Annotated in this window: 20 protein-coding genes and 1 pseudogene; 2 read left to right on the top strand and 19 right to left on the bottom strand. The window is 75.2% G+C overall.

Annotated elements, in window-relative coordinates; translation table 11 throughout:
• Positions 1–48 precede the first annotated feature (48 nt).
• From ACIRPH_RS12870 to ACIRPH_RS12890, 5 genes are read right to left on the bottom strand one after another with little or no spacing between them, the layout of a single operon-like run.
• Entirely contained in the window at positions 49–792 is a 744-nt protein-coding gene (locus tag ACIRPH_RS12870) for a DUF1295 domain-containing protein (protein WP_402913344.1), read from the bottom strand.
• Between the two features lie 56 nt (positions 793–848).
• Positions 849–2291 carry a class I SAM-dependent methyltransferase gene (locus ACIRPH_RS12875; protein ID WP_402913242.1) on the bottom strand — a complete coding sequence of 481 codons (1443 nt, stop codon included), beginning with the start codon at positions 2289–2291 and terminating at the stop codon, positions 849–851.
• Positions 2288–3553, bottom strand: coding sequence for a class I SAM-dependent methyltransferase (locus tag ACIRPH_RS12880; RefSeq protein WP_402913243.1), 1266 nt, complete (start codon positions 3551–3553; stop codon positions 2288–2290). Before ACIRPH_RS12880 ends, ACIRPH_RS12875 begins: the two co-directional genes overlap by 4 nt.
• Positions 3550–4314 carry a DUF1365 domain-containing protein gene (locus ACIRPH_RS12885; protein WP_402913244.1) on the bottom strand — a complete coding sequence of 255 codons (765 nt, stop codon included), beginning with the start codon at positions 4312–4314 and terminating at the stop codon, positions 3550–3552. The genes ACIRPH_RS12880 and ACIRPH_RS12885 overlap by 4 nt, the downstream gene beginning before the upstream one ends.
• Positions 4311–5753, bottom strand: a complete 1443-nt coding sequence (locus ACIRPH_RS12890; protein WP_402913246.1) for an NAD(P)/FAD-dependent oxidoreductase — start codon at positions 5751–5753, stop codon at positions 4311–4313. The genes ACIRPH_RS12885 and ACIRPH_RS12890 overlap by 4 nt, the downstream gene beginning before the upstream one ends.
• Positions 5754–6391: 638 nt before the next feature.
• Here ACIRPH_RS12890 and ACIRPH_RS12895 point away from each other — a divergent pair.
• Positions 6392–7870, top strand: a complete 1479-nt coding sequence (locus ACIRPH_RS12895) for a bifunctional phosphatase PAP2/diacylglycerol kinase family protein (RefSeq protein ID WP_402913247.1) — start codon at positions 6392–6394, stop codon at positions 7868–7870.
• Between the two features lie 27 nt (positions 7871–7897).
• Here ACIRPH_RS12895 and ACIRPH_RS12900 read toward each other — a convergent pair whose 3' ends face one another.
• From ACIRPH_RS12900 to ACIRPH_RS12965, 14 genes are all read right to left on the bottom strand, one after another.
• Positions 7898–8344, bottom strand: a complete 447-nt coding sequence (locus tag ACIRPH_RS12900) for a hypothetical protein (RefSeq protein WP_402913248.1) — start codon at positions 8342–8344, stop codon at positions 7898–7900.
• A gap of 307 nt (positions 8345–8651) precedes the next feature.
• Positions 8652–12074, bottom strand: coding sequence for an OmpA family protein (locus ACIRPH_RS12905; protein WP_402913249.1), 3423 nt, complete (start codon positions 12072–12074; stop codon positions 8652–8654).
• A 16-nt stretch (positions 12075–12090) separates the two neighbouring features.
• Positions 12091–12492 carry a pilus assembly protein TadG-related protein gene (locus ACIRPH_RS12910; protein ID WP_402913251.1) on the bottom strand — a complete coding sequence of 134 codons (402 nt, stop codon included), beginning with the start codon at positions 12490–12492 and terminating at the stop codon, positions 12091–12093.
• Positions 12489–12923, bottom strand: a complete 435-nt coding sequence (locus ACIRPH_RS12915) for a TadE/TadG family type IV pilus assembly protein (RefSeq protein WP_402913253.1) — start codon at positions 12921–12923, stop codon at positions 12489–12491. The genes ACIRPH_RS12910 and ACIRPH_RS12915 overlap by 4 nt, the downstream gene beginning before the upstream one ends.
• On the bottom strand, positions 12920–13246 hold the full coding sequence (locus ACIRPH_RS12920; RefSeq protein WP_267945562.1) for a TadE/TadG family type IV pilus assembly protein: 327 nt from the start codon (positions 13244–13246) through the stop codon (positions 12920–12922). Before ACIRPH_RS12920 ends, ACIRPH_RS12915 begins: the two co-directional genes overlap by 4 nt.
• 38 nt (positions 13247–13284) lie before the next feature.
• Complete coding sequence (locus ACIRPH_RS12925) at positions 13285–13455, bottom strand: hypothetical protein (RefSeq protein ID WP_344184816.1); 171 nt, start codon at positions 13453–13455, stop codon at positions 13285–13287.
• 27 nt (positions 13456–13482) lie between these two features.
• Positions 13483–14376: a type II secretion system F family protein gene (locus tag ACIRPH_RS12930; protein ID WP_402913255.1), complete on the bottom strand. Its 894-nt coding sequence runs from the start codon at positions 14374–14376 to the stop codon at positions 13483–13485.
• Positions 14373–15260 carry a type II secretion system F family protein gene (locus ACIRPH_RS12935; RefSeq protein ID WP_402913257.1) on the bottom strand — a complete coding sequence of 296 codons (888 nt, stop codon included), beginning with the start codon at positions 15258–15260 and terminating at the stop codon, positions 14373–14375. Before ACIRPH_RS12935 ends, ACIRPH_RS12930 begins: the two co-directional genes overlap by 4 nt.
• Positions 15248–16606 carry a CpaF family protein gene (locus tag ACIRPH_RS12940; RefSeq protein WP_402913259.1) on the bottom strand — a complete coding sequence of 453 codons (1359 nt, stop codon included), beginning with the start codon at positions 16604–16606 and terminating at the stop codon, positions 15248–15250. Before ACIRPH_RS12940 ends, ACIRPH_RS12935 begins: the two co-directional genes overlap by 13 nt.
• Positions 16603–17376, bottom strand: coding sequence for a hypothetical protein (locus ACIRPH_RS12945; protein ID WP_402913262.1), 774 nt, complete (start codon positions 17374–17376; stop codon positions 16603–16605). Before ACIRPH_RS12945 ends, ACIRPH_RS12940 begins: the two co-directional genes overlap by 4 nt.
• Positions 17376–18047 (bottom strand): SAF domain-containing protein, encoded by a 672-nt coding sequence (locus tag ACIRPH_RS12950; protein ID WP_402913264.1) that lies wholly within the window; start codon positions 18045–18047, stop codon positions 17376–17378. The genes ACIRPH_RS12945 and ACIRPH_RS12950 overlap by 1 nt, the downstream gene beginning before the upstream one ends.
• Before the next feature lie 21 nt (positions 18048–18068).
• On the bottom strand, positions 18069–18938 hold the full coding sequence (locus ACIRPH_RS12955) for a hypothetical protein (protein ID WP_402913266.1): 870 nt from the start codon (positions 18936–18938) through the stop codon (positions 18069–18071).
• The gene (locus ACIRPH_RS12960; protein WP_402913268.1) at positions 18932–19465 is read right to left on the bottom strand and encodes a hypothetical protein; all 534 of its coding nucleotides are present in this window, start codon (positions 19463–19465) and stop codon (positions 18932–18934) included. The genes ACIRPH_RS12955 and ACIRPH_RS12960 overlap by 7 nt, the downstream gene beginning before the upstream one ends.
• A gap of 576 nt (positions 19466–20041) precedes the next feature.
• A complete protein-coding gene (locus tag ACIRPH_RS12965; RefSeq protein ID WP_402913271.1) occupies positions 20042–20611 on the bottom strand; it encodes a DeoR/GlpR family DNA-binding transcription regulator in 570 nt (189 codons plus the stop codon).
• Between the two features lie 465 nt (positions 20612–21076).
• Between ACIRPH_RS12965 and ACIRPH_RS12970 the strand changes: the two are divergent.
• Positions 21077–22408: pseudogene (locus tag ACIRPH_RS12970) on the top strand (hypothetical protein); the annotation flags it as partial.

Raw genomic sequence — 22408 nt, forward strand, 5'->3', positions numbered from 1 at the left:
CGGGCCGCCCCGGGGCGCACGGCCCCGGGACGGCCGACGGCACGCGGCTCAGCGGGTCCCGCCGCTCCCCCGCTCCGGCGGCAGGGGGACGAACGCGCTGGTGCGACGGGCGTACTCGGCCCAGCCGGGCCGCCCCGCCATGTGCTCGTCCAGCAGGCGCTGTCCCGACCCGCGGGTGAGGAGGTAGGTCATCACCAGCGGCGCGGGCAGCGTGAGCAGCACCCACCACGAGCCGTCCAGGGCGACCAGGAACAGCCCCCACCACACGCAGGCGTCGCCGAAGTAGTTGGGGTGGCGTGTCCACGCCCACAGTCCCCGGTCCATGATCCGCCCCCGGTTGGCCGGGTCGCGCTTGAACCGGGCCAGCTGGGCGTCGCCGACCGACTCGAACACGAACCCCGCCAGCCACACGAGCACGCCGAGGACGGCGAGCGGGCCGAGCGGGGCGGTGGTGTGCGCCGCCGCCTGGAGCGGCAGGGAGACCAGCAGGACCAGGGCGCCCTGGAGCAGGTAGACGATCCGCAGGGCGTACAGGTGCGGGTTGCCGGGGGCCCGGGAGAGCAGGCGCTCGTAGCGCGGGTCCTCTCCCCCGCCCCGGCCCCGCCGGCCGATGTGGACGGCCAGGCGCACGCCCCACACGGCGGTGAGTCCGAACAGGAGCCAGGCACGGAGCGGGTCGCCGGTCGCGGTCAGGACACAGGCCGCCGCGACCAGGGCGAACGCCGCCCCCCAGGCCGCGTCCACGACGCTGTGCCGCCCTACGCGCAGGCCGACGGCGAAGGTCGCGAGCATGAGCGCGGCCACGGCCGCGGCGGACACGGCCGGGGTGGGAAGGAGCGCGACGGTGTTCACCGGGCGCCCCCGGAGGGCTCCCCGGACCCGGCCGTCCCGCCGGTTCCGGTGGCACGGCCGGTCCCCTGCGCGAGGGCGTGCCCAAAGGGGTGCGGGGTGCGGTCGGGCCGTACGGCGAGGACCTGGTCCACACCCATGCGCCCCTCCTCGAAGGCCAGCGCTCCCCCGGCCAGGTAGAGCCGCCACACGCGCGCCGACTCCGCGCCCACCAGGTCCACCAGCTCCCCGTGGCGGCGCTCCAGCTCGGCGGACCAGGCGCGGGCGGTGCGCACGTAGTGCTCGCGCATGGCCCGCACGCCCCGTACCTCCAGCCCGGCGTCCTCCAGCAGGCCGACCGTCTCCCCGACGGGACGCATGTGCATGTCGGGGGCGATGTAGCGCTCGATGAACGGGCCCCCTCCCGGGTGCCTGCCGCGCCGGGACATCTGCTGGAGGAGCAGGCGCCCGCCGGGCCGCAGCCGCGCGCGCAGGGCGCGGGCGAAGGACGCGTACCCGCCGCGCCCCACGTGCTCGCCCATCTCGATGGAGGCGACGGCGTCGAAGCCCGTGTCGTCGACGTCCCCGTAGTGCTGGAGCCGGACCTCGACCAGGCCGTCGAGCCCCTCCGCGCGGGCGCGGTCGGCGACGTGGTCGCGCTGGCGGGCGGACAGGGTGACGGCGGTGACCGCCGCCCCGTGGTGCCGGGCGGCGTACAGGGCGAGGGAGCCCCAGCCGCAGCCGACGTCGAGGAGGCGGTCGCCCCCGGACAGGCCGAGTTCGGAGCACACCAGGGCGAGTTTGTCCCGCTGGGCGTCGGCGAGGGTGTAGCCGGGGTCGTCGCTGGTCCAGTAGGCGCACGAGTAGGCCATGGACTCGTCCAGGAGGAGTTCGTACAGGTCGTTGCCGGCGTCGTAGTGGTGGGCGATGGCGGCCGCGTCGCGTGCGCGCGAGTGGCGTCGCCCCCTCAGCGCGGCCTCGGCGGAGGGCGCGGGCGGGGGCGGGCCGACCACGCCCAGGGCCACGAGCGCGCGGGCCGCGCGGGCGGCCTCCACCGGTCCGGGCAGGGAGGTCCCGTGGCGGGCGACGCTCGCCCAGGCGCGGCGCAGCCCGTCGGTGAGGTCGCCCTCGACGTCGAGCGCGCCGGTGACGTAGGCGCGCGCGAGTCCGAGTTCGCCGGGGCGGGCCAGGACGTGGCGCACGGCGTCGCGGTCGCGCAGGACCACGCGCGGCGCGTCGGCGGGTCCGGCCTCGCTGCCGTCCCAGGCGCGCAGCCGGACGGGCATGACCCCGTTGAACAGGCCGGCGACGAGGGGGGCGAGGAAGTGGGCGGCCCCGCGCGGGGCGGCGGTCCCCGTCCCCGGTCCCCCCGCCGCGCCGGGCGCCGGGGCGGGCGCCGCGCCGGCCGCCGCGGTCGTGCCGGCGGTCGCGGTGGCGGTGTGGGCGGTGGTGTCGGTGGTCACCGGGCACGCTCCATGATGATCTGCTCGACGTCGATGATCCCGGACAGGAATCCGGCCTCGCAGTAGGCGAGGTAGAAGAACCACATGCGGCGGAAGGTGTCGTCGAAGCCGAGTTCGCGGACCCCGTCCGCCGCTCCGTCGAAGCCCTCCCGCCACACGCGCAGGGTGTCGGCGTAGTCGCGGCCGAAGGACAGCCGGTCGACGACCGCGAGGGAGGTGCGGGCCCGCAGCTGCTCCCGGACGGCGGTGACCGAGGGGATGAGCCCGCCGGGGAAGACGTACTTGTGCATCCAGGTGTAGGAGCCGCGCGAGGCCCGCATCATGCCGTGCTCCATGGTGATGCTCTGGAGGGCCACCCGGCCCCCGGGCCGGACCAGCCGGTCCAGGGCCGCGAAGTAGACCGGCCAGTAGCGTTCGCCGACGGCCTCGACCATCTCCACGCTGACGACGGCGTCGTGGACGCCCCGCACGTCGCGGTAGTCGCGCAGTTCGACCTCGACCAGGTCGGCGACCCCGGCGTCGGCGACGCGGGCGCGCGCCAGGTCGCGCTGTTCGGCGGAGAGGGTGACGGTGGTGACGCGGGCGCCCCGGCGGGCGGCCCGGATCGCGAGCTCGCCCCAGCCGGTGCCGATCTCCAGCAGGCGGGTGCCCTCGGTGACCCGGGCGCCGTCCAGCAGGCGGTCGATCTTGCGCTCCTGGGCCCGGGCGAGCGTCTCGCGGTCGCGCGGCTCGTCCCCGTCGAACAGGCCGGACGAGTAGGTCATCGTCCGGTCCAGGAAGAGCGCGAACAGGTCGTTGGACAGGTCGTAGTGGTGGCTGATGTGGCGGCGCGCGCCCGCACGGGTGTTGCGGTCCGAGGGGGGCCGCCGAGGGAGGGCGACGTGGCGCAGCGGCTGGAGGGGCCGCGGCACGAGGTTCGCGTAGTCCCCCGCCAGGCGGGTGAGCAGGGCGACGGGGTCGGGCGAGTCCCACTCGCCCGCCATGTAGGACTCCCCGAAGCCGATGAGCCCGCCGGCGGCCAGGCGCCGGTGGAAGGCGTCCGGGTCGCGCAGCCACAGGACCGGGGCCCCGGCGCGGTCGCCCCGGGGGTCCGGTCCGGGTTCCTCGGGCCCGGTGTGCACGCGGACGCCCGCGCGCGCGGCGGCGTACTCGGTGAGGGCGCGGGCCGCGAGGGCGCGCAGGGGGGCGTCGGGGACCCGGGCCACGTCGGGCCATCTGCGGGCGTCCAGGGCCTGCGGCGTGTGGGGACTGGTCGTGGTCATGACCGTGCTGCCTTCCGTTCCTCTGTGCTGGGCGGCGGCCCGTCGGGGCGGGGCCGGACGGGCAGGCCGCGCAAGTGGAGTGCGATGCCCTGGACGCGGATGCGCAGGGCGCCGACCAGGGGTGCGAGGGGGTACCGCAGCGCCCGCAGGAGCAGGGACGCGGCGGTGGCGGGGCGCCGGACGCCGTGCACGGAGGCCGTGAAGGGGGGCCGGCCCTCGCGGTGCAGGGCGATGGTCAGGGCGAGGCGCTCCCCCGGTTCGGGGAGGCTGACGCGGTAGTGGCCGTCGACGTCGTTGAACGGCGACACGTACAGCGCCTTGTCGGTCCGCGCACGGCCGCGCCCGTCCACCTCCAGCAGGTAGCGGTGGCGCCCGCCGTAGGTGTTGTGGACCTCGGCGACGACGCGGGCGAGGCCGCCGTCGCGGTGGTGGCACCAGTAGACGGTCAGGGGGTTGAACACGTGGCCGAGGACCCGGGCGTGGGCGAGCATGAGCACGCGCCCGCCCTCCAGGTCGACGCCGTGCTCGGCGAGGTAGCCGTCGATGTCCGCGCGCGGCGGGCCCGCGGGGACGCCCCCGGCCGGCCCGTGGTCGGCGGCGCGGAACCCGGCCAGGACGCGCAGCGGCAGCGGCGGGCGCGGCAGGTCGTCCAGGTCGACCAGCCAGTAGTAGGTGCGGTGGGCGAAGGCGTCGCGCACGGGTTCGACGCGCACGTGGCGCACGGTCGCCTCGTACAGGGCGGGCGCGGGTGCGGGCCTCACCAGAGGGTCCCCAGGGAGGCGGCGGCCCGGACGCCCGACGCGCACCCGTCCTCGTGGAAGCCCCAGCCGTGGTGGGCCCCGGCGAACGCGACCACGCCGTCGTCGAGTTCCGGCAGCCGGCGCTGCGCGGCCAGGGAGGCGGGGGTGTAGACGGGGTGGGCGTAGTCGGCGGCGGCCACGACCCGGGCGGGGTCGACCCCGTCGGCCCCGTTGAGGGTGACCACGTACTGGTCGGCGGCGTCCAGGCCCTGGAGCCGGTTCATGTGGTAGCTGACCCGCACGGGGTCCCGGTCGGGTTCGCAGGAGGCGAGCCGGTGGTTCCAGCTGGCCCAGGCGGAGCGGTCGCGGGGCAGCACGGAGGTGTCGGTGTGCAGCAGGGTCGGGTTGCGGGAGTAGCCGAAGGCCCCCAGGACCTCGCGCTCGGTGTCGGTGGGGCGCTCGAGCAGGGCGAGGGCCTGGTCGGCGTGGGTGGCGACGACCGCAGCGTCGAAGTCGAGGGTGTCGGTGGGGGTGCGCAGGCGCACGCCGTCGGCGGTGCGGGCCAGGGAGCGGACGGGGCTGCCGGTGCGGACCTCGTGCAGGTGGGCGGCGATGCGCTCGACGTAGGAGCCGGAGCCGCCCACGACGGTGCGCCAGCGGGGCGAGCCCCACACGCCGAGCATGCCGTGGTTGGCGAGGAAGGCGAAGAGATAGCGGGCGGGGTAGTCGGTGGCGGCGCCGGGCGGGCACGACCAGACCGCCGAGACCAGGGGGAGGAGGAAGTGGGCCGTCATGTACGGGCTGAACCCGTGCCCGCGGACGAACTCGCCGAGCGTGGGCTCGTCCGTGCCCGACCGCGCCCCGCGCGGGAGCGTGCCGGGGCCGGTCCCCGCGGAGGGGGCCCGGCGGCCCGCCGGGCGGCGGACCCCGCGTGTGCCCGGCCCGGCCCCCCGCACGCGCGCCCCGGCGGTCGCGCCGCCGTGCGCGGCCCCCTCCCCCTCGGCGGCACCGTCCGGGGCGGAGGCCAGCAGGCTCCGGGCGGCGCGGTGGAAGCGGGGGATCTCCGCGAGCATCCGCAGGTAGTCGGGGCTGCGCCGGGAGCGGTTGGGCAGCATGGCGCGCAGCCCGCGCGCGCCCGCGTACTCCAGGCCGCAGCCGTCGCAGCTGACCGACATGCTCATCTCGGTGGGCCGCGTGCGCACGCCGAGTTCGTCGAACAGGCGCAGCAGGCGAGGGTAGGTCCGGCGGTTGTGCACGATGAAGCCGCTGTCGACCCGGAGCTCCCCGCCGGCCGCGTCGGCCACCCGGTGGGTGTGGGCGTGTCCGCCCAGGCGGTCGTCGGCCTCCAGCAGGGTGACGTCGTCGTCCCGGTTCAGGATGTGCGCCGCCGTCAGTCCGGAGACCCCCGACCCGATGACGGCGACGCGGCGCCGCCGGAGGGTGTGCTGCCCTGTGCCCATGCGTCCTCTACTCACGTGTGCGATGTGGTGTGGGTGATTCGGCGCCGACGGGACCGCGGATTGGTCCGTATGGCGATGAATCGGGCCGGGGTCCGACCGGGCGCCCGGCCCGGTCGGGGGCGAGGGGCGTGGAGCCGGGGCCGCGCGTGCGGCACGGGCACGGCCGGGGACGGGGGGCCGGACGGAGCCCGGACGGACCGCCGTCGCGCGGGACGTGTGGCCGGGGGCGCGTGGCCAGGGCACGGCCGGGGACGTGGACCGGGGCACGGGCACGGCCGGGGAGGCCGGGGCACGGTCGGGGGCGCGTGCCCGGACGGACCGCCGTCGCGCGGGGCGGAGCGGGGCGCGCCGACCGTCCCCGGCGGGGAGCCCGCCGCGGGACGTGTGCCGGACGACGCCGGACCGGGTCCATGGCGTGGAACCCGCGGTCGACGCCCGTGAAACAGGACACCCCGGACCGGGATCCCTCCGCTCCGACCGGCGGGGCCGGTACCCCTGCGGGCGGTCCGCATCCCCGCCCGCCACGGCCTCCCCCGGCTCCGGGAGCGCCGGGAGCCCGGCCCCGCGCGGCGTCTCGGCGGTCGGACGCCGGGCGCGCCCTTATGGACATCTCACCCCTCGCACACCACTCTGGGGCCATGAGGCTTCTGAGGCGTCTACAGACGACGGACAAGAGGATCTACGACCGGGTCACCGGGATGGGGATGCCGCTCCTGGACCCGTACACGCCCAAGTTCGTCCAGGCCACCGACAACATGGCCCCCTGGTTCGTGATATCGGCGACCCTGGCGGTCAGCGGCGGGCCGCGCCTGCGGCGCACGGCGCTGCGGGCGATCATCGCCGCCGGGACCGCCAACGGGGTCTCCGCCGTGGTCAAGCAGCTCACCAGGAGGATCCGCCCGGACAACTCCGCGGTGCCGAAGGCGCGCGCGCCCTACAAGCACTACGGCAGCTCGTCGTTCCCGTCCGGGCACACCGCGGCCGCGGTCGCGTTCGCGGGCGGGATCATGGCGGACGCGCCCCGGCCCCTGTCGGCCCTGGCCGCGCTCCTCGCGAGCGGGGTGGCCTTCTCCCGCGTGCACAGCGGCGTCCACTACCCGGGGGACGTCCTGGGCGGGATAGCCATCGGCACGGGCGCGGCGGTGCTGGCGCGCAAGATGCTCCCGGCCCGGCCCGAACTGGTCTTCGGCGCCCAGGCGGTGGCCGACGGCGTGGCGGACGTGGACTCCGAGGGCTCCGGGACGACCGTGGTGGTCAACCCGCGCTCCGCCGCGGGCGCGGTGCCGGGGCTGAGCAGCGCCGACGTCACCAGCCGGGTCGCCCGGGCCCTGCCCAAGGCGCGGATCATCCCGATGTCGGCGGACGACGACGTCCCCGCCGTCCTGGACGAGGCCGCGCGGACCTCGGACGTCCTGGCGATCGCGGGGGGCGACGGCACGGTCAACGCCGCGGCCAAGGCGGCGCTCGACCACGGGCGGCCGCTGCTGGTGTTCCCGACCGGCACCCTCAACAACTTCGCCCGCACCCTGGGGCTGACGTCGGTCGACATCGCGTTGCGGGCCTACTCCGACGGGCGGCTGGCCCGGGTGGACGTGGGCGAGGTGGACGGGAGGATCTTCCTCAACACCGCGTCGTTCGGCTCCTACCCGCGCATGGTGGAGCGGCGGGACGCGTGGGCCGGCCGGATCGGCAAGTGGCCCGCGTTCGCGCTGGCCCTGTGGCAGGACCTGTGGGAGGTGAACCCGACCCCGGCGCTGGTGGACGGGCGCCCGACCCTGGTGTGGTGGGCGTTCGTGGGCAACGGGCGCTACCGCACGCACGCCCGGGTGCCCGCCCTGCGCGAGCGGCTGGACGACGGGTGCCTGGACGTGCGGGTGCTCAGCGCGCGGGAGCCGTTCCCCCGTCTGCGCGCCATCGCGGACGTCCTCCTCGGAGAGATCACCCAGCGCGACGGCTACGTGGAGCGGCTGACCACCGGGCTCACCCTGGCGATCCCCTCCGAGCCGAGGCTGCTCGCCGTGGACGGCGAGGTGCTGGAGGGCTCGGAGAACGTCAGTTTCACCAAGCGGCCGGGGGCTCTGCGGGTGTTCGTGCCCTCAGTGGGCTCCGGGGCCTGACCGCTCCCCGCCCCCGGGGCGGCCCCGTCAGCGGCGACGGCGGGAGCCGCACCGGTCGGCGTCGGAGTCGCAGTCCAGGAGCAGGCTCAGCCCCGCGCCCAGGAGCCAGGAGTCCTTGGCCAGGGGGAGCCCGTCCTGCGTGGGACGCAGGCTCTGGGGACGGCGCAGGCCCGGTGTGCGCAGGTACAGGCCGAGGAGGGACGCCCCGAACGCGGTGAGGCCGGCGCCCGCGAGGCGGCTGGGCACGACCGGCAGGAGCAGGGCGGTGCCCAGGGCGATCTCCCCGGCGGACAGCAGCCGCACGAACGTGTTGGGGTCGACCTTGCTCAGGAAGGGGTAGGTCCCGACCGCCATGCCGTGCATGCCCTCGGCCGCCTCCCCCTCGACCCCGCGCTTGTCCAGCCCGGAGTTGAGGATGAACGCCCCCGTGATGATCCGGAGGGGCAGGTCGCGCGTCTTGAAGGGCAGCTGCATGGTCTCTCCGTGCCTGGTGGGATGAGTTACCTTCAGTCACGAAAATGCTACCCATCGCCGGACGCGGTGGCGGGGACGACCCGCCGGGGCGCGGAGCCCGCGACTGCGGGCCCGGCGGGTCCCGCCGGGCCGGGTGCGTCCGGTCGGCGGCCCCGTGCCGCCGCCCCGACGGGCGCACGGGCACGGGGTGCGCGGGCCCGAACCACGTGCCCCCGGCCGCCGGGCCCCTCGGGGCCCGGCCCCGGCACGGTGGCCGGACCGGGGACGCAGCCCTCGCCTTCGTAGGGGCGCGCCCGGGGACCCCGGGTCAGGGGTTCTCCCGGGGGCGCCAGGTCCTTCCGCGTCCCGCCTTCTTGGGCTTGCGGAGCAGGGGCCGGGACGACTGGCCCTCCTCCGGCTCCCCGCCCTCGGCGTCCGTCGCCGGGTTCTCGGAGCCGGCCCCGGCACGGGCGTTGGCGTTCTTGCGCTCCGCCCTCTTCAGCCTCTCCAGGCGCTCCGCCCTGCCGGTGACGGCCTCGGCACGGGCCGTCCCGGACCTCGCCGCCCGCTGGGCGCGGGCGAGCGCCCGCTCGGGACGCGCGGACTGCTCGGGGGCGGCGGGCGGCTCGGTCCGCCCGACCCGGGCGGCCGGGGCGACGGGGACGGCCGGGGCGGGCGCGCCCCCGTCCGGCTTCGGAAGGCGGGACCGTACGGCGCGTTTGGCGGCCTTGCGGAGGGGCGCGGGTTCCTCCTCGGGGGTCTGCTCCTGCTGGGGAGGCGCCGCGCGCTCCTTCTGGACGGGGCGCTCCGCGCGGGCGGGGGAGGCGACCACCGACGGAACCGTGCCCGTGCTCGGACGCCCGGGAGCGGGCCTCGCCGCGACGGTCTCCTCCGAGGGGGTGCACCGCGCGGGCGTCCCCCCCTGGGGGACGGCGGGCTCGGGCACGGTCTCCTCGACCGCACGCTCCCGGGACGCACTGCCCTCGGACGGGGAGAGCTCGGAGGCGTACTGCTCCGCGGAGGGCCGTCGGGGTTCGGCCGCCGCGAGGGCGGCCCCCTCCGGCTCGGACTGCTCCGGCGCGCGCTGCTCGGACACCGGCCCCTCCGGGGCCGCCTTCTTCGGAGCGGGTTCGGAGGTGGCGGGTCCGGCGGCCGGGGACGGTTCCGTCACGGCCTCCCGGGACACCGGGGCCTCGGGGGCCGCCTGCGCGGACGACTCGGGCGTCGCCTCCTCCCCGGCGGACCGCTCGGCAGCGGAGCGGTCCGCCCCGGCGTCCGGGGACACGGCGTCCGTCCTCGCGGTCTCCGCGCGCCCGGACACGGCCGGTTCCGACACGGGCGACTCGGACCCGGGCAGCTCCGACACGGCCGGTTCGGACGCGGCCTCGCGGGCCTCCGGCTCCTCGGACACCGGCGGCACGGCGGCGGACGGCTCGGGGACCGCCTCCGCGGGAACGGACGGCTCGAACGGGGCCGGTCGCGACACGGTCTCCCCGACGGAGGACGGCTCGGCGGAGCGCTCCGAACGGGTGTCCGGCCGCGCGGCGTCCTCCGGCACGGCCCGGGGCCGTGCCGCGTCCGTCGACGCGGACCCGGACCACGAGGCGGCAACCGGCTCGGACACCGGCGGCACGGCGTCGGCCGACTCGGCCTCGGACCGGGCGGCGTCGGCCTTCCTGTCCGTGGGCGTCTCGCCCTCCCAGAAGTCGGTGTTCCAGACGTCGGTGTCCCAGAACCCCTCCTCCGAGACGTCGGCCTCCTTGGTCCTCCTGGTCTTCGCGGCCTTCGCTGCCTTCGCTGCCTTGCGGTCCGCCTTCCCACGCACGGCCGTTTCGGTCGGCTCCGTCGTCACAGCCGTCTCGGCCGCCTCGGTCAGCTCGCCCGTCTCGGTGGACTCGGTGGACTCGGTCAGATCGACCGCCTCGGCCGTCTCGGACACCTCAGCCGTCTCGGCCGACTCGGAGGCCGCCTGTTCTCCCAGAGCACCGAGGAACGGCTCCGCGAAGGCACCGGCCTCCTCCACCGCCTCCGCCGGGGCGGCCTCCGTGCTCCGCACCCGGTCGTCGGCCTCCTCCACGGCGGGCGAGGAGTGGCGGTAGGCGCGGACGGCGTCCATGACCTCCTCCGCGGTCGCACCGGGCCAGGAGCAGTGGAAGACCGGGTTGAGCGGCGGACTGGTCTCGGTGATGAGGCCGTCCTCCTCGATGACACAGCTGCCGCCGAGCGGCCAGCGGCCCAGGACCACGGCCGTGATGCCCTGGTGCTGCCCGTGCAGCAGCAGGCCCGACAGCGCGGTCTCGTGCTCGGAGGCGGGCGCGGTCACCAGGGCCAGGGGGCTGTCCGGCCGCGGTTCCCGGTCCTCGGCGATCCGGTGCAGCTCGTGCTGGAGGACGGTCAGGGCCTCCTCCATCGTGCCGACCATCCGCACGGGCTCGCAGGGGTGGGCGCGCAGCAGGTCGCGGCCCCGCTCGCCCACCAGCCGGGCGGCGTCGGCCTCGGTGAGCAGCACGCGCACGGAGTTGTGGTCGAGGCGGTCGAGCGCGTTGACGATGAGGCGCCGGGCGGCCCCGGCGGCGCCCGGACCGGTGATCCCGAGGCCGGGAACGTGGTCGAGTTCCACGGTCACGCGCTCGTCGATGTCCTCCCCGGGGGTGGGCCGGGGAGGACCGGCGGTCAGGGCCAGGCGGCGGGACGCCCTCGGCAGGCGGGGCAGGCTCAGGTTCACGCTGGGCATGCGGACGCCGCGCTTGCCCAGGAGGTATCCCCCGGCCAGACCGGCGAACGCCACGGCTCCGGTCACGGCGCCGTCGGGGATCTCCACGACCAGCACCTCGCGGCCGTCCTCGGCAGCGGCGGCGGCCACCTCCTCCACCGGGTCGGCCTCCTCGGCGGCGGCAGCGGCTTCCCCGGCCCCGTCCTCGGCAGCGGGCTCCTCCGCCTCGGCCGCCGCCATGACACGGGACTGGAGGGAGGTCGGCTGCGGGACGACGGTGTAGGCGACCTCGGCCCTGCGCTGGGCGGCGGCGCCGCCCTCGCGGGGCTGCTCGGAGCCGACGCCGTCCACCGTCATCTCCGGGGCGTCCTCGCCCAGGGCCTCGTCGAGGTGGTCGGCGACCGCCTGGGCCCGGCGCTCGGACAGCTCCTGGTTGGCCTGCACGGTCCCGCTGGGGTCGGTGTGACCGGTGATGCGCACGGGCGTCTCGGTGTCGCCGTAGGAGTCGATCATGTCCACGACGGGCGCGAGGTCGTCGCGCATCTGCTCGGTGAGCTCGGCCGAGCCGACGCCGAAGCCGGAGACGGTGCGCACCCTCTCGACGGGCTGGGCGGACGGGGCCTCCTCGGGGGCGGACGGCGCGTCGCCGTCCCGCTCCCCGTCCGCCTCGCGGTCGTCCTGTGTGGTGACCGCGTCGGCGAACGCGGTGGCCGGGGCGACCGCCACGGTGCCCACGGCGGCCGCCGCCATGACCTGGAGCGGTCCCAGGGGGCGCAGCCTCCGGGGCAGGCCGCGCAGGCGGGCGGCGGTCTCCACGGCCAGCCCCGCCGCGTACAGGCCCCACAGGGCCCAGAGCACGGTGATGAGCACGGCGGTGAACACGCCGGGCGGCAGGCGCCAGCCGCGCAGGTGCGCCGCGGCCACGGCCCAGGAGTCCGGCAGCTCCGGCCAGGGCAGGTGCCACAGGAGCAGGTAGGGGATGCCGAGCAGGATCGCCGCTGCGAGCAGGAGTGCGCTCAGCCGTCGGATCTGGGACATGTCCGCCTCACTGGAGCTAGGGGGTCGCCTGGGTGTGTGGCCGTGCGGTGGCCGTGGCGTCGACGGTGGTCGAGCCCATCGGCAGGAGGGTGAAGGAGTATCCCACCGAACAGGTCACGGTCACGGTGTCGCCGCTGACCGAGACCGTACCGGTGGCGCCGGCGGCGTTGAGGAAGGACTGCGCGGCGGCGGACGCCGCCGAGGGGTCGAGGGCGACCTCGCTCGTGCCCTCGCGGTAGGCGGCCCAGTCGAGCTGTTGGACGCCCGCCCGGGCCGCCTCCTGGGCCAAGGTGGCCGCCTCGTTGCGGGCGCCCAGCAGGCCGCCGCCGTCGGTGACCAGCCCCAGGCACAGCAGGAAGGCCGACGCCAGGACGGCGACGAACGCCGTGGTCTGACCCCTGTCGTCCGTGTGTCTCACTGCTGCCCCCTGAAGGTGTCGACGACGACCGTGGCGTCCCCGGTGATCGTCATGGTCCCCGGGACGCCCAGTCCGGTCAGACCGCTCAGTCCGACGCGGCACTCGACGACGGCGGTGACCGCCCCTCCGGGGGTCAGGCCGCCGTGGTCCAGGGTGACGGAGTGGTCGCCGCAGGCCAGGCCGTTCTCCGCGAGGGAGCTCGCGGCGGTGCCCGAGGCGGCCGCCTCGGCCGCGCCGACGCTGCGTTCGAGGGAGGCCGCCCGGGCGGCGGAGTGCGCCACCTGGTCGGCGGTGGAGTTGGCGTCCGCCACCCTCCCGGCGAGCACCATGAGGAGTGCGAACGCCAGGAGGGCGGGGGTGAGGAGCGCCAGTTCCACCGAGGCCGAGCCGCGGTCGGCGTGTCCGGCCTCCACCACCTGTGTGCGGATCACGGGGCCGCCTCCGCGGGGACGAAACGCTCCACGGGCGCGGTGACCTCGTGGCCCACGGGCCAGCTGATGCCGGGGATGAGGCTGGGCACCTCGGCGTCCACGACCACGCGTACCTCCTGTGCACTGCGGTTGACGGACACGTCGAGGCCGGAGAGGAAGGAGCTCCCCCCTCCGTCGGCCACCGACGTGCCGCCGCCCGCCGTGCGCGACTGTTCGGCGGTCCTGCGCGCGATGTCCGCGACGACGTTGTCGCCGTGCATCCACAGGGCCGTCTGGACGACCAGCAGGACCAGGAGCAGCAGCGCGGGTGCGGCCACGGCCATCTCCGCGCTGCCTCGGTCTTCCTGGGGGATGCGCAAGGCTAGCCGCCCGTGATCGTGGTGGCTTCGTTCGTCACGCGAGTGGTGATAGCGGCAACGAGCAATGCGGCTACACCGATCAGGGCAGCGGTGATGATGACCGTCTCGGTCGAGTAGCCGTCGTCCCTGCGGCTGATCAGCAGGGAGCTGAGGTAGGCGGTGATGCGCTGCATCGGGGGTCTCCAAAACGGTCGGGGTTCTCATGTGCTGAACAGGATGTGACTCATGGCCGGATAGCCCAGGAGGGCGAGGAAACCGGCGAAGAGCAGGACCACCGGCAGGCTCATCCGCTCGGTCGCGGACTGCGCCTCGGCGTCCATCTCGGCGAGGAACTGGGTGCGCAGCGTCTTGGCCTTGGCGGCCAGGGAACTGCGGATGCGCGCGCCGTCGGCTCCGGCGAGCTGGAGGCTGGCCGCGAGTTCGGCGAATTCCGGGGTGTCGTAGCGCTCGCCGAGGTCGCGCAGCGCCGTCCAGGGCGAATGGCGCATGAGCGCTGCCTCGCGCAGGCTCTCCCGGATGCGGGCCATGGCCCACCCGTTGCCCGCGGCACCGGCGTCGGCCAGTGCTCCGTTGACGCCGGCGCCTCCGGCCAGGGACACCACGACCAGGTCGGCGAAACTGGCCAGGGCACGACGCATGCGCTCCCGGCGCTTGTCCGCCTCGTCACGCAGGGACATGTCCGGGGCAAACCACACGATCACCGCGAAAGCCACCCACATGGCCCCCGCGAGCGCACCGGACGGAAGGACGCCCGCGAGGGAGAGCATGGCGCCCAGCAGCGGAGGGAAGGCGATTCCCAGGACCAGGGCGGTGAACTTCTCGGCGAGGTAGGACGCCGGTGAACGCTCGCACACCCGCAGGTTGCGCCGTGTGCGGGGTCCCGGCATGCCGAAGCCCTCCAGGACCGGAGCGCCGATCCTCCCCAGTCTCGCCAGCACCCCGGTGTCCGGGCCCGCGACCATGGTCTGCCGGGGAGGGGGCGGGGCGGCCAGGCGTTCGGCGAGCGTGGGCCGGGCCCAGCGAGCGGCGAAGAGCGCCCACAGGGCCAGCCCGAGGGCGGCGCCCGCGAGGGCGGCGGCCAGGGCGGGGGTCATCGGGCGGCCTCCGGTGTACGGGCGGGTTCGGGTGCGAGCACCCGTGGACCCAGGTCGAACTTGGACATCTTGGCCAACCAGACCAGAGCACCTGCCCACAGGGCACCGATGCCCGCGAGGACCACCTGTCCCAGGAATCCGTCGAACGGCTCCAGGTATTCGGGGTTGAACACCATCAGGAACGCGGCCATACCCACAGTGGTGCCGACGATGATCCGGGTGGAGGTGCGCAGCCGGGCACGGCTGGCGGCCACGCGTACGAGCATCGCCGCCTGCTCACGGGCTGCCTCGGCCAGGCTGCCGAGCAGCGTTCCCAGGTCGGTGGCGTGCCTCGTGGCGGCCGTGCTCAGGGCTGCGGTCACCAGGTCGGCGGTGGGGTTGTCGACCTCGTCGGCGAAGGAGCGCAGGGCGTCCTGCGTGGACCGGCCCGTGCGCAGCCGGTCGGCCAGCCTGGCGACCGGCTCACGCACCGGCTCGGGCGCGATGGGGACCGTGGCGGCGACGGCCTGGTGCAGGCCGGCGGCGCCGGCCATGAGGTCGCGCAGCATCTCGGTCCAGGCCGCGACGGCCTCGACCCCGTCCACCTGTTCCTGGTGCCCGCGGTCGGGCCCCAGCACCGCGGGCCCCCACCAGCAGCCCGCGGCGACGAGCACGCCGGCCACCGGCCAGCCGGTGAGGAACCAGACGAGCAGGCCGCCGAAGATCGCCGCAATCAGGCGGAGCGGCCGCTGCCGGCCGAAGAGCAGTGAACGCCAGGGCGGGATCCGCGACGGACGCGAGCCGCCGCCGGACGCGGCCAGCGACGCCAGCGCCAGCCAGAGGCCCGCGCCGAGCAGGACGCCGGCGGCGGCGACGAGGAGGACAGGGGTCGTCATCGCGTCCACCCCACCGTGTCGGGACTCAGCATCGCGGGGTCGAAACCGGCCTCGGCCAGGGCGTCGAGCGTGTTGGGGCTGGGCGGGGCCGCGGGCAGGGGCCCGTTGCGGTCGCGCCGGTAGACCTCGTTGGACACCACGTTCTGCCCCTCGGCGCCCACCACCTCGCGCACGCTCGTGACCATGCGGCCCCCGGTGGGCAGTGCGGACACGTGCACGACCAGGTGCACGGCGGCGGCCACCAGGGAGGCCGTGGCGTCCAGGGGCAGGCGCTCGGCGGACTGGGCGGCGTAGGCGCCCAGCTTGGTGAAGGCGCCCGCGGAGTTCGCGGCGTGCAGGGTCGTGAGGCTGCCGTCGTTGCCCTGGCTCATGGCGTTGAGCAGCGGGACGGTCTCGTGTCCGCGCGTCTCACCGACGATGACCCGGTCGGGCGACATGCGCAGGGCCGTGCGCACGAGGTCGGCGATGGTGATCTCGCCGACGCCCTCGACGTTGGCCGGACGGGCCTGGAGGGCGACGCAGTCGGGGTGGGCGTCGCGGTCGCGGTCCAGGCCGAGCTCGAAGACGTCCTCGATGGTGACGAGGCGCTCGTCGACGGGGATCTCGGCGGCCAGGGCCCGCAGCAAGGTCGTCTTGCCCGCACCGGTGCCGCCGGTGATGACCATGTTGCGGCGGGAGCGCACCCCCGCGCGCAGCAGGGCGACCAGGGTGTCGTCGATCGTGCCCAGTTCCCGGAGCTGGCCGAGGGTGGTGCGGCCGTAGCGGTGGCGCCGGATGGACACCGAGGGCTGCCGGGCGACCTCCATGACCGCGTTGAGGCGCTCGCCGCCGGGCAGCTGCATGTCGAGGATGGGCGCCCCCGGGTCGAAGCGGCGCTCCCCCGTGGCGGACTCCGACGCCAGGCGCCGGACCAGGGAGACGACCTCCTCGGGGTCGGCGAAGAGGGAGTCGTGCCGCTCGCGGCTGCCGTCGGCGCGGCGCACCCACACGTGCACGCCGTTGATGTTGATGTTCTCGATCCCGGGGTCGTCCAGGAGGGGCTGGAGGGGGCCGAGCCCGCACACCCGGGCCAGGGCGCCCGCGGCGACGGAGGCCTCGGTCGTGGCGTCGAGCACCTGCCGGCCCTCGGACAGGGCGCGGCCCGCGTCCTCGTCGAGGATCTGGGCGATGACGCGCTCGGCGCGGGCCCGGTACTCCTCGGGCGAGTCCTCGGGTTCGCCCCGCGTCTCCTCACTCAGCCGCCGGGTGGCCTCGGTGACGGTCCGCTCCACGCGGTTCGCCACGGTGCGGGCCCGGTCGGTGTCCAGGAAGTAGCCGTCGGTGATGTCGTACCCGGCGTCGTGTCCGCTGCTCATGCGCGGGCTCCCGTCGCCTCGGGCGCGGGCGCCGGGGTTGCGGCGCCGTCGGCCGGGCCGACGGGTCGAGCGCCCTCGGCGAGGTCCTTCGCCAGGCGCGCCGCCGCCTTCAGGAGGGGCCTGCGCTCCGGCTTGCGCGGGTTGGACTCCCCGCGCAGGAAGGCCGCGGAGCGCTCGTCGGTGGGAAGCCGTCCCCACACGCCGGGGCCCAGCGCGCCCTCGATCTCCTTGACGCCGCCGCTGCCGCCGACCACGACGGTGCGCAGGCGCGGCAGGCTGCGGGTCAGCGCCTCGGAGGCCTCCTTGGCCCGGCGCAGCTGGGCGAGGTCGTCGGCGACGAGCAGCAGGGCCTCGTCGGCCCACGTGGCCAGCGCGGCGGCCGCCGCGCCGGGGGTCAGGCGGCCCAGGTCCAGCACGACCGCGGGTCCGGCCGTGGAGGCGAGCACGCCGGGGTTCTGGGACAGCAGGCGCACCGCGCCGTCGGCGCGGTCCGCGGTGACGGGCGCGTGGCACACGGACAGCCCTCCGGGGAGGACCTGGGTGTGCGCGGCCAGGTCGGCGGAGGCGCCGCCGTGCCGGGACGCGGCGGCCAGGCCGGTCAGACCGGGTTCGGGCTGGAGGCGTCGCCAGGTGGCGACGTCTCCGCCGGAGGCGTCGGCCTCCACCAGGACGGCGCCCGCCCCGCCTGGCCAGACCGCGGCCAGCGCCATGGCCGCGCAGGTGACGCCGGGTGCTCCGCCCAGGGAGAAGAGCGCCACGGTCCGGGGCATCACGAGCCTCCCCGGGGGTTGACCTGCACCACGCTGACGCGCTCGACGGCCGCCGCGGAGGCGATGGCCGCGGCGTCGGCGGAGGACGCGACGAGTTCGAGCTGCACGGAGCCGTCCTCGGCCGCGGAGGGCTGGACGTCCCGCACGAGCGCGCGGTAGGCCTCCACACCGCCGGTGGCGCCCTCCTCGGGGTGGACCACCACGGAGACCGCGGCGCCGGGTCCGAGCGAGGCGGGGAACCGGCCGACGCGCAGGGCCACGCCGAGCACGGCGCGGTCCCGCTCGGGGAAGGCCGCCTCGGCGCCCAGGGCGGCCTCGGGGAGGAGGCCGCCCTCGGTGACGGGCACGGTGAGGGTCTGGCCGACCGTCGCTTCCAGGCTCTCGGAGCCGACGAAGGAGACCCCGTCGGCGACGGAGATCCGCTCGATCCGCAGGTCCTCCGCGGCCACCACGTGGCCGGCGGGCAGGTCGGTGTCGGCGACGAGCACCCCCTGGCGGTCGTCCATCTGCTCCAGGGCCAGGACCCCGCTCAGCCCGCCCGCGGTCATCATGCCGAGGGCAAGGACCAGCCACCGCCAGCGGCGGGGTCCGCTGCCCAGGAGCCGCACCGGAGGGGTCTCCCCCTGCCGCGGGGAGGCCGCGGGCGCCGGTGCCGTCTTCGTGTCCACCACGTCTGTCGTCTTCTTTCGCTGTTAGCGGTTGCCTGTGTCGGTGACCAGGCCCTGGGACTCGGCCACACGGAGTTCGACCTGCGAGGTCGTGGTGACCGAGTCGAGCGCGCCCGACTCGCCGCCGGAGAACTCGCCCTCGGAGAGCTCCCAGCCCACGTCCCAGCCGACCTGGACGCTCACGGGGTAGGCGCCGCCGGGCTGGCCGTCGGAGGACAGGTCGTAGACGTGCCCGCAGTCGGGGGAGGCCGAGGCGGGGTCGTGCACGGCCGGGTCGAAGGGGGTCCCGGGGCCCTCGCAGCGGATCTGCGTGCCGTCGCCCAGGTTCCAGAGGGTGGAGGTGGGGGTGGCGGTGACCGTGAGGGACCAGTCCTGCACCTCCGCGGAGGCCTCCTCGGCCTCCCAGTCCTGGGACTCCACCCACAGCCACACGGGGGTGTTGACCAGGACCAGGGAGTCGCTGCCCGGGGAGGTCTCGATCTGCGGCGGGGGCAGCTCGAAGTTGGCCATGGACTCCTGGATGAGGGTGACCGGGTCGGTGGGGGCCTCCCCCTCGCCGTCGTAGTCGATGGCGTCCCAGTCGATGGCGTCCCAGTCCACCTGCGACCAGTCGATCGCGTCCCAGTCGATGGCGTTCCAGTCGACTCCGTCGCCGGAGCCCGCGGGGGCGCCGGGAGCGCCCGGCGCACCGGAGCCGCCCGAGCCGTTGGAGCCCTGCTGGCCCGCGTGGGTCTGCCACCAGCGCAGCAGGATCGAGCAGCCGAGGCCGCCCGAGCTGCCGCACTCGATCTGGCCGAGGAAGGAGCCGTCGTCGGCGTGCGCCGGAGCGGCGATCCCGGTGGCCAGGAGGGCGAGTACCGCGGCGGAGGCCGCGGGTCGTACGAGTCTCAGCATGATCCCGCTTCCCAGATCCTGAGGTCGGACACGCGCCAGGCGAGTCCGTCGTGAATGAGTGTGGCCTCGACGAGGCGCGGGCCCTGCCCGGGGGAGGAGCCCATGCCGAGGTTCCAGGCGGAGTCGTCGAGGCAGTCCTCGACCGTCGCGCTGTCGGGTCCCTCGACCTCGGCGACGGGGGCGAGGACGGGTTCGCCGGTGACCTGCCCACTGGAGGCGCCGGCCCCCTCCAGGGCCGCGCTCATGAGGGCGTAGGCGCCGCCCACGGCGTAGTCCTGGAGTTCGGGGGGAACCTCGCCGCCCTCGTGGGAGGCGGCGACGACCGTATCCCACATGCCGGTGTAGGCGGCGAGCGCCGCTGCCTCCTCCTCGTTGGACGGGGGAGCCGGGGAGCTCGTCGCCGCCCCCGCCTCGGAGCCCGCGTCCTCGGAGGACGCGCAGCCCGTGGCCAGGACGAGGGCCGCGCAGCAACCCGCGGCCGCGGCCGCGCGCAGGACCGCGACGTCTCTTCTCGCGGCTGTCGTCATCGGTGAGTTCTCCACTGCCATGGAAGGGGAGGGTGGTGCACGGCGGAACCGACCCGGGTGAGTTGGCCCTTTCCCTTCCGACGAGGGGCGGGGGCGGCCTCCTGCGCCCGGGAGGTCACGGGACCGGACGCGGGGGCCGTCGAGCGGACGTGCGGAGGAGGGGGGTCCTCCGCGCGGGTTCGGGCCCGACGCGGGCCGGCGTGGCCGGAGTCGCGCGGAGCGGGTCCCGAGGACTGACCGAAACCATGTGGTATTGGTTGGATTTTTATCTGTCCTTGCGTGAGCTTATAGAGGAGTCGCCTGTTGTAACAACCCCCCGTGCCCCTTCTGTGACTGTGACACGGTCGACCTTCCGGACATCAGCCTCGCGACGACCCGGGAAGACCACACACTCACAAGCCCTACGACAAACACACGCGAAACAACATCTGAACGACACCGTGCCAGAGACCGGCTCCCCCGCCCCGGTCCGCGGCGCGGGTCGGGGACGGGGGCGGGGAGGGCGCCGCGGTGTGGGGGAGAACACCGGGGCGCCGAACGCGACACGCCCGCAGACGCACCGGAGGCGGCCGGGGGTCAGACCACGAGCACGCGCGGACCGCGCCCGCACAGCCTCCGGACGTCGTCGGGGTCGGTTCCGGCGTCGGTGATGAGACAGTCCACGTCGTGCAGCCACGCGAAGCGGGCGAGGCGGTCGCCGCCGATCCTGGTGTGGTCGGCCAGGAGCACGGTCCTGGCCGAGGCCCCGACCATGGCCTGCCTGGCCATCACCTCCGCCGGGTCGGCGCAGGTCAGGCCCCGCTCGGGGGACACGCCGTCGGCGACCATGAAGGCCACGTCGACGTGGAGCTGCTCCAGCAGGCACACGGAGGAGGGCGTGGTCCCGGCCGCCGCGCCGACCCGGCCTCCCAACAGGTGCACGGAGAGGTCGCGGCGCGAAGCCAGCCCCAGGGCGACGGGGACCGAGTTGGTCAGGACGCTCAGCCCGCACCCGGCGGGCAGCAGCCACGCGATCCGCTCCGACATCGGCCCGGCGTCGAGCATGATCACCCCACCACTCGGCAGTTCCGCCAGGGCGGCCCTGGCGATCCTGCCCTCGGCGGCCGAGAGCCGCCCCGTTCCCGACGGTGTCGTCGTGGCCTTCACTCCCCCTGCGTGCCTGACAGCCGTGGCTCCAGCACCGAGACCACTCACAAGGTCCTCCGATCCGTTGGTACCCGCCTCTCCGACCGAGAGGTCGACACGTCCCGGTCCGCAGCTCGAAGTGGATCGGGTCCTCCGTCTCCTCACAGGGAGAACATCTCGACCGAAGGGGAACGGTAGGCGAATACCCCCACTGATCAAAGGAAACCGTGGCGAAATGACAACGTGACCATGCCCAGGGCACTTGGGCCGGCACCGCTCACCTGGGTCTCGGCACCGCCGGGAGGAGCACGTCCGCGTCAGCCCCGGGAGAGGTCCGCGATCAAACCGTTTACCATAGCCATGACGCACACAAGGCAACACACACGAACGAGAACAGAAACACAAGCGCAACTACTTCCACGTATAGGCGCGCTGGTGTTACCTTCATCTCTCTCACGGGACGCGGGCGGGGAGGAGGAGTCGCGTATGCCGTTGGACCACAACATGTCCGACTCCTCACGCAAAGCGATCGAGGTCCTCACCGGCATCCAGGTCCCCAAAGCCGGCATCGCCAACCTCGGCCGCGCCTCGGAGATCTACACCGCCCTGGACCAACGCCTGGCCGTCCTGGAAGACCTGTTCGACCTCAGCCGCAAACACGCCCGCCGCCACTTCGACGGCAACACCGCCGACCGCTACGAACGCTCCCTGGACCAGTTCACCCGGGGTGAGAACAACTACGTCGGCTCGGCCCGCGACAACTCCAACGTCATGTCCGCCGAACTCTTCAAGGCCCGCGCCAACGTCGAGTACATGCACATGATGGTCATCGGCCAGTTCGTCCAGCTCCTGGCCGAGATCGCCTGGGCCATCGCCATGGCCAAGTTCACCTTCGGCGCCTCCCTGAAGTGGATCCCGGTCTTCAAGGCCATCCGCAGCCTGGCCATGCGCCGCATCCTGACCTGGCTGCTCATCACCGTGCCCGGCCACCAGATCATCAGCCAGATCTTCGCCAGCATGGACAGCATCATCCAACGCATCCAGATCGGCAGGGGGACCCGCCACCACCGCGACAACGCCCTGACCGAGAGCGCCCACAAGGGCGCCGTCATCGAGGGCGCGCTCTCCGCGGTCTTCTCCGCCGGCATGGACTCCCTGTTCAGCAAACACCTGTCCGACCTGTTCAGCAAAGGCCTCACCGACCTCAACCTTCTGCCCGACCCGCCACCGCTGGTCCGCACCACACCCGACGGACCGCCCCCGGCAGGACCCCCCACCGGCCCCCCGGTCCGCGAGACCCCCGACGGGCCCCCACCCGGACCGCCCTCGGGTCCGCCCGACGGACCGCCTGCGGGGCCGGTCAGGGACGACCCCCCGCCGCTCAACCGCGACACCGACACCCCGCCACCCCCCGGAGGCGGCGGCGGTCCCGACGGTCCCCCCACCCGACCCAAGGACGACCCGCCCGCCGACGGGCCGGTCAAGGACGACCCGCCGGTCAGGGACGACCGGGGTTCGGACTTCCCCGCGCCCAAGGACACCCCGGGGACCACACCCGCGCCCCGGGACACCCCGGGGTCCGTCCCCGCGCCCAAGGACACCCCGCCCGCCTCCCCGTCGTTGAACAAGGACCTGGCCGAGGTGTTCGGCCGCCACAACGACGAGTTCCTCACCCCTTACAACCCCGCCAGCCCCGTCGGCGCCGGGGCCTTCGACAACGCGACCAAGGCCGCCGCCGCACGCAACGACTTCGCCGAGGTGTTCGCCCGCAACTTCGGCGAGCACCTGGGCGAGAGCGCAGCGCGCGATCTGGGCCGC

Origin of the sequence: Nocardiopsis sp. NPDC101807 (assembly GCF_044766605.1) — a bacterium.
Taxonomy (GTDB): domain Bacteria; phylum Actinomycetota; class Actinomycetes; order Streptosporangiales; family Streptosporangiaceae; genus Nocardiopsis; species Nocardiopsis tropica.